This window comes from Caballeronia sp., assembly GCF_028292365.1.
Classification (GTDB): domain Bacteria; phylum Pseudomonadota; class Gammaproteobacteria; order Burkholderiales; family Burkholderiaceae; genus Caballeronia.
In genome coordinates this window covers 1-6,177 of the sequence record NZ_JAQGMM010000213.1, presented here as the reverse complement: position 1 = coordinate 6,177, position 6,177 = coordinate 1, and the positions used below count along the sequence as shown (strand labels likewise).

The 6,177-nt window shown below is 61.2% G+C and carries 6 protein-coding genes and 1 pseudogene; 2 read left to right on the top strand and 5 right to left on the bottom strand.

From position 1 onward, the window contains the following. Positions 1-187, top strand: a pseudogene (locus JWR14_RS13110) (fructose-1,6-bisphosphate aldolase); the annotation flags it as partial. Positions 188-244: 57 nt separating this feature from the next. On the opposite strand, the gene JWR14_RS13105 reads toward JWR14_RS13110, so the two are convergent. From JWR14_RS13105 to JWR14_RS13095, 3 genes are read right to left on the bottom strand one after another with little or no spacing between them, the layout of a single operon-like run. Beyond that, on the bottom strand, positions 245-1,624 hold the full coding sequence (locus JWR14_RS13105) for a DUF6513 domain-containing protein (RefSeq protein ID WP_299707041.1): 1,380 nt from the start codon (positions 1,622-1,624) through the stop codon (positions 245-247). Next, positions 1,603-2,232: a flavoprotein gene (locus JWR14_RS13100; protein WP_299707038.1), complete on the bottom strand. Its 630-nt coding sequence runs from the start codon at positions 2,230-2,232 to the stop codon at positions 1,603-1,605. Before JWR14_RS13100 ends, JWR14_RS13105 begins: the two co-directional genes overlap by 22 nt. Next, positions 2,229-4,316: a sigma-54-dependent Fis family transcriptional regulator gene (locus JWR14_RS13095; protein ID WP_299707035.1), complete on the bottom strand. Its 2,088-nt coding sequence runs from the start codon at positions 4,314-4,316 to the stop codon at positions 2,229-2,231. The genes JWR14_RS13100 and JWR14_RS13095 overlap by 4 nt, the downstream gene beginning before the upstream one ends. A gap of 419 nt (positions 4,317-4,735) precedes the next feature. Here JWR14_RS13095 and JWR14_RS13090 point away from each other — a divergent pair, with 419 nt between their 5' ends. Then, entirely contained in the window at positions 4,736-5,272 is a 537-nt protein-coding gene (locus JWR14_RS13090; RefSeq protein ID WP_366144529.1) for a dihydroneopterin aldolase, read from the top strand. A 66-nt stretch (positions 5,273-5,338) separates the two neighbouring features. Here the strand turns inward: JWR14_RS13090 and JWR14_RS13085 are convergent, their stop codons facing one another. Beyond that, positions 5,339-5,758, bottom strand: coding sequence for a hypothetical protein (locus tag JWR14_RS13085; protein WP_299707032.1), 420 nt, complete (start codon positions 5,756-5,758; stop codon positions 5,339-5,341). Between the two features lie 144 nt (positions 5,759-5,902). Then, the coding region (fae, locus tag JWR14_RS13080; RefSeq protein WP_299707029.1) for a formaldehyde-activating enzyme at positions 5,903-6,177 on the bottom strand (275 nt) is incomplete at its 5' end.

Here is a 6,177-nt window from a genome sequence, read left to right as displayed (position 1 = left end):
GACCGGGGCGATGCGAAGGTCGCTGGCAATGGCGAAGGGTGAGTTCGATCCGCGTCATGCATTGAAGGCAGCGACGGCTGCGGCGAGGGATTTATGCGTGGCACGGTTTGAGGCGTTTGGATGTGCGGGGCATGCTGACAGGATCAAGCCGCTGGCGCTGGATGTGATGGCACGTAAATATCATTGAGGGTCGCGGGCGGTGGGTCAGGGGGCGTGTTGGCAGCGGCAGCGAATAGCCTCTTCATTAACGCTTGCGCGTACTCCCAACTTCAGCCCACCGTTCAAGATCCGGAGCGGATTTCTCCACCTGGCATCCCCAATCCAACGCCTGATCCTGATCAAAACGTTTCCCCAACTTCCACGCAATCTCCGCGCGGGCCAGTTGCACCCCCATATAAAACGCATGCCCCCCATCGGTCTCCAGCCCAAGCCTCGGATAAAGTGCGAACGGATCCCCCTCAACGGCATGCCCGTCGCGGTTATAAACGTGAATGCCATCAGCCGCGACCTGAACCCGAAAATTCGGATCACGCACCGCCTGCGCGATCAACGCAATCTCCGCCGCGTCATAAGGAAAAGGCCGCTTGGCATGCAATGCCGACAAGTCGCTGCAAATCCCCTTCGGCAAGACCTGCGCGTCGTGCGCCACATGCATGATCCGCCGCGCAATGTCAGCCTCCTTGACAGCGCGCCGTGCGTGCAAACTGACCGACGTAGTCAGCACCGCGCTAACCCGCAATTCCGCTGCTATGCCCAGCAACACAGCATTGATCCCGCTCGTATCGGCTTCGGTCAGCTCCGTTACATTGCCAATGCCCATCATGATGCCGATCTCCGGATAGCGAGACCGTAACCCGACATAACGCGCAATCGATTGAGCCAGTCCAAACGGAATCGGATCAAGAATGGGATCGGCAAGAAACGGCCGCCCACGACCCAGAAGCACATCAATCGCTGCATCGAGCGAGCCGGGATCGCCCGGCTCCCGCGCCACGAGAATTGGCACAGAGGGCACTTCATCAGCAATCCATAAGGTATCCAGATTAAGGCTCATCAGGTAATCCGCACCCGCCCGGCCGCCCCGCACAAGCTCTTCCGTGCGCATGGAATCCACGCTCACCCGATACCCACGTTCCTTGAGCACACGCACCGCGTCTTCCAGGTGCGGAAAAGGTGTTTCAGGCAGGCAGCCGATATCGATCACATCGGCGCCCTGAGCCGCATACACGCCAGCCCGCGCAACAATGCCGTCAAGATCGAGCCGCGGCGCATCGACGATCTCCGCGAAAATCTCCGTCTCGTATCGGGACAAATCGAAGTGGCGCGCCTCACGCCCGAAGAACTGCGGCAAATCCTTGATCTCCTCCGGACCCCGTTCGACCGGCACGCCGAAATGCCCGCTCAACGCGTCGAGATCGCCACGGCATCGCCCCGGCACGATCATCCGCGTGGCGGCAAGCGGCAGAGGGACGCGCCGGCGGATCATGTCGGCGGTCATCAGCGCCGCTACCTGAAGTCCGATCTCACGGATCTCCCACGTGAACGGCGTTGGCGCCATGCCCTCGAGCACCTGTTGCACACTGCGTTCGGCAAGCCTGCCAGTCAGGAAGACGATGTGGTCCATGCGAGCCCGAGGGTCGATAGCCGTTGATCGAGCGCTGCCTTCAACTCATCGAGCGAGCGCGCCACCGTCGTGTATTCGATCAGCGCCAGTTGCTCCACATGCCGGAGCTCGACGCTGCGCGGCCGCACCTCGACCCATTCATGCGGGCTCTGGGTGATCACGCTCGGCGCCGTGTCACATGCGAAAACAATGCCTGGGATGCACTGCTTGCCCGCTTGCGCATACAAATTGGTGGGCAGCGTGTCGGAAATGCCGAGGACACACTTGGCGACCGTGTTGCTCGTCGCGGGCGCGATCACGACCGTATGATATTTGCCTTCGTAAAGCATGCCGACCGGCACCCCGCTCGCACTGTTGTCGCGCAACACCCGAAAATGCTCGCGTAACTTCGGCAGTGGCCATCCATAAAGCGGCAACACTTCCTCTCCCGCGGACGACAAAAACAAGTCCACGCCCGGCAGCCTGCAGGCAAGCGCGATGGATTCCTCGATCATGTGCCCCGAGCCGGTCACGCACCACGCAAAACCCGCATCCGGTTTGAACTGGTCAAGCCTGCGAGCGGGCGAGGGCGAGGGTGAACCCGGACTCGAACCCGAAGGCCCGCTCATGAGTTTGACGGTGCGGTGGACCCGTCATGCGATAACCGGATATGCAAGCGGTGCATCTTCCGGTACAGCGTGTTGCGGCTGATACCGAGCCCTTTCGCTACGCTGCTGACGTTCCAGCGATGCTCATCGAGCAGTTCCAGCACGGTCTCGCGCTCCTTGACCTGGATCGCGTTGAGCTCGGAGGTATCGGCTTCGTCGGTGCTTTGCAAGAAAGGTCCGGTCACGGGCGTGCCGCTCATGCCGGTCGCCAGTCCCAGGCGCGCGGCCGGCGTTGCGCCCGCATATTGCACGACCTCGGACGGCAGATGCGAGCAGTCGATCTCCGGCCCGTCGCATAACGCTATCGCCATTTGCAACACGTGGCGTAACTGACGGATGTTGCCGGGCCACGCATAGTTCAACAGCGCATGCCGCGCCTCGGCGCTAAGCGACGGCGGCCCGTCGGCGTCGGATTCGCTGGCAAGCAGATGGTGGATCAACGCGAGCGCGTCGGCGCGCTCGCGCAGGGGCGGCAAGTTGATCTCGATGCCGTTGAGCCGGTAATACAAGTCTTCGCGGAACGCGCCGCTCTGCACCAGCTCCAGCAGGTTGCGGTGGCTAGCGCTGATCAACTGGAAATCCACCTTGACCGTGGTTTCAGCGCCGAGCGGGGTGACTTCATGCTCTTCCAGCACGCGCAGAAGCCGCGCTTGCAACGCCATCGGCATGTCGCCGATTTCGTCGAGAAAGAGGGTTCCCGCGTTCGCCTGCACGATCTTGCCCCGCCGTCCTTCACGCTGCGCACCGGTGAACGCGCCGGCGCGATAGCCGAACAATTCGCTCTCGATCAGGTTCTCCGGTAACGACGCGCAGTTCACCGCAACAAAGCCGCCGCCGCTATTCGGGCTGATGCTATGGAGTGCATTGGCGAAGACTTCCTTGCCGGTGCCGGTCTGGCCGCGCAGGATGATCGGGATCTTGCGCTGGATTACCCGCACAGCGAGCTGGATCTGCGACGCCATGCGCGGATCGCCGAACTCCAGGTGCGAGAGCTTCTCCAGCCGACCGGCCTGGCCGGGCGTTTCTCTGGCCGTTCGCACAGGCCGGGCGCGTGCGGCGGAGGACAACACGCGGCTCGCCGGGTCGTTCATGAAGATGCGGGTCGCGCTGGTCGCCGCATCGCGCGGCGTCTGGGCGATCAGGAAAAACCGGTTGTTTGCGCTGGCGCTATAGACGGTCACCGGGTGAAACGAGCCGCGGATACTGCGGGCGATCATGTCCTCGAGCGACACGTTGAACGCTTCCTCGATTCGCTTGCCGCACAACTCCGCATGCGAGCGGAAGTCGAGCTGGAACAGCGCGCTGCGGCTGGCCGCGAGCACGACACCGTCATCGCTGACGGCGAGTTTCCCGGCATGCAGCGTGCCAACAAATTCCGGCCGGCTGTGGAAGTGGATCATGTTCGCGTGCCGGTAGCGTGCGTCGATCAGGCGATTCTCGATCATCTGTCTTGACATGCCCACCAGTACCAGCGAGTGCTGCTGCAGCAGCTTCGAACGGCTGGTTACGTCGAGCACGCCGGCTACTTCACCGCGATCGTTGAAGATGGGCGCAGCCGAGCAAGTCAGCGACGTATAGCGCGGATAGAAATGCTCGTGCTGATAGACCGCTATGCATTCACGCTCGGCAAGGCAGGTTCCCATGCCGTTGGTGCCGGCCTCACGCTCGCTCCATAACGCGCCTACGCGCAGCCCGTCGGCGGCAATTGCTTCCCCGAACGGCACCGAGGCGACCTGATGCACGATCACACCGTCGGCATCGACGAGTACAACAGCGAGTTCAGGGTCGGCGAGCTGCTGGTAGAGCGTCGTCATCTCGAGTTTCGAGCATGCGATCAGGTCGCTGGCCGCTTCGCGCCGCGCGGCGAGCTCCGGCTGGGTCAGCACGGGCGGCATGACAAAACGCGCCGGATCGAGCCTGAACTCCTTCAGGCAACGGGTCCACGACTGAGCGACTGAGTCGCTTGTCGGGCGAGTCGGCAACTGATTATTGACGATGTTCAGTACTTCCCGGACGTGCACGTTACTGTCTGCAAACGACGACATGGGGCTTGTCTCCGGGGCGTCCGGTTCGTGCCTGCGAGAATTCGCAGGTCACTGCGGCGCCGTATCTATGGTGTTCCCCCGCGCTGCGTTTTTCTGGGTCCGCATGCGCGCGAAGCGGTATGTATTGACGTTTTATGAACATACCCGCATCCGCAAAACTTTACCTCCGATGACGCCAGGGTTCAATAAGTAGTCGCGTAAGTGTTAGCCGGTGCGCCCGATTTTTGCTTGCGACTTGCTGAAACCGTGGCAACGGGCGTGCGTGTGCATGCGTGTAAGCGCCTGCCCGAAAGCCCCAGGCCAAGCGGTACAGGACGCTCACAGGCTGTATCGATTTCGCGACACACACTGTTGCGGTTATCTGCTTGTCAACGGCACGTCCACGGCACTTTTCCGGCAATCGGCAACGGAGATTATTCATGGAGCTTTTCGATGCGGTTCGACCCACACGGCCTTCGCCCGGCACGCTGCAGAGCGCGCAAACGGAGGTGATTCCTCACTATCCCGCCGTCGATACCCCGCCACAAGCCACCGGCGAGGTGCCCATGGACATGGTCTACATCAAGGGTTTTACCGGAAGAACGGTGATCGGTATTGATGTCAGCGAACTGCGGGACCCGCAACCCGTGCGCATCAATCTCACGATTGGCGTGCCGTCGATCCGCGCTTGTGCGACGGATCGTATCGAGGACACGGTAAATTATGCGGCTGTCCACGACGCGCTGCATAAATTGCTGGCCTCGCACGGCGTGCAGTTGCTCGAACGCCTTGCCGAGAAAATTGCTCAACTGGTCATTGCCGATTTCGGGGCGCATTGGGTTCGGGTGTCGCTTGCGAAGCCCGCAAAGTTTCCCGATGTGGAATCGGTCGGGGTTCTGATTGAACGCAGGCGTGAGCCGATAAGCGCGCAAGCCGTGACCTGCGCTTTCCTCGGGAAAGGGCTTATCCCGAACTGATCGCCAGTATGCTTAATGGTCCTGCGAAGCTAATCGCCTCGCTAGTGCTTACCCCTACCGCGCGCTTTACTTGGTCGCGGCGGCGGACTTTGTCACGCCACATGCGCGGAAAGCGTCGGTCTGGATCGAGCGAAAGTTCTTCGTCTGGGCTTTGGCCCGATCCACGCGAAACTCGTTGCCTCCCTCGCCGCCGAGCGTCGAATATTTCGAGAATGTCATTTGCTCGACGTAGTCGTCGTAGGGAAGAACCGCTGCAATATGGTCGATTGCACACGAACACTTGTATACGTTGGCGAAATCGTGACCGTTGTCATCCATGCAGCCGAGCACGTATTCCACGCGGCCCTGAGTGGGATAATCGTGGCCTTGCGCCGGATTGCCGGCGGCCGGAACAACGGGATCGGACGACGGACCTGCCGCCCATGCAAGCGACGGTGCAAGCACAAGGCAGGCAATCAGCAGCCGCGTGCGACATCTGGAGGTCATGCCGGAGCCTCTCCAAAAAGAATAATTCCTCGGTTGAATGAAGGAGTGGACGGACCGCCTGTCATGAACGACTCATGAATGACTTCGGCGGCCTCGTCCAGACCTGCTCGGTTTTGACACCACGCCATAGAACCGCGCCGCGCTTCAGTTAGCCGCGAACGGATGCGCGACAGAAGACTTCTTCGCGACTACATCGGCTGCGCTCGGTTCGCCGGCGACCGCGCGCTGGATCGCTTCACGGGTAGCTTTGTAGTTGTATTCCTGGATCTTCTTGTCGTCGTCGGCTTCCCAATGAATGAAGACGCCCACGCAAACAAAAACATCGTCGGCTTCGTCCTTCGGAATCGTGCCGTCTTCAACGCTATCCGCAACGGCGAGCGCGACGGCATGCTGGGCAGGACCGAACATCTGCACGGCCT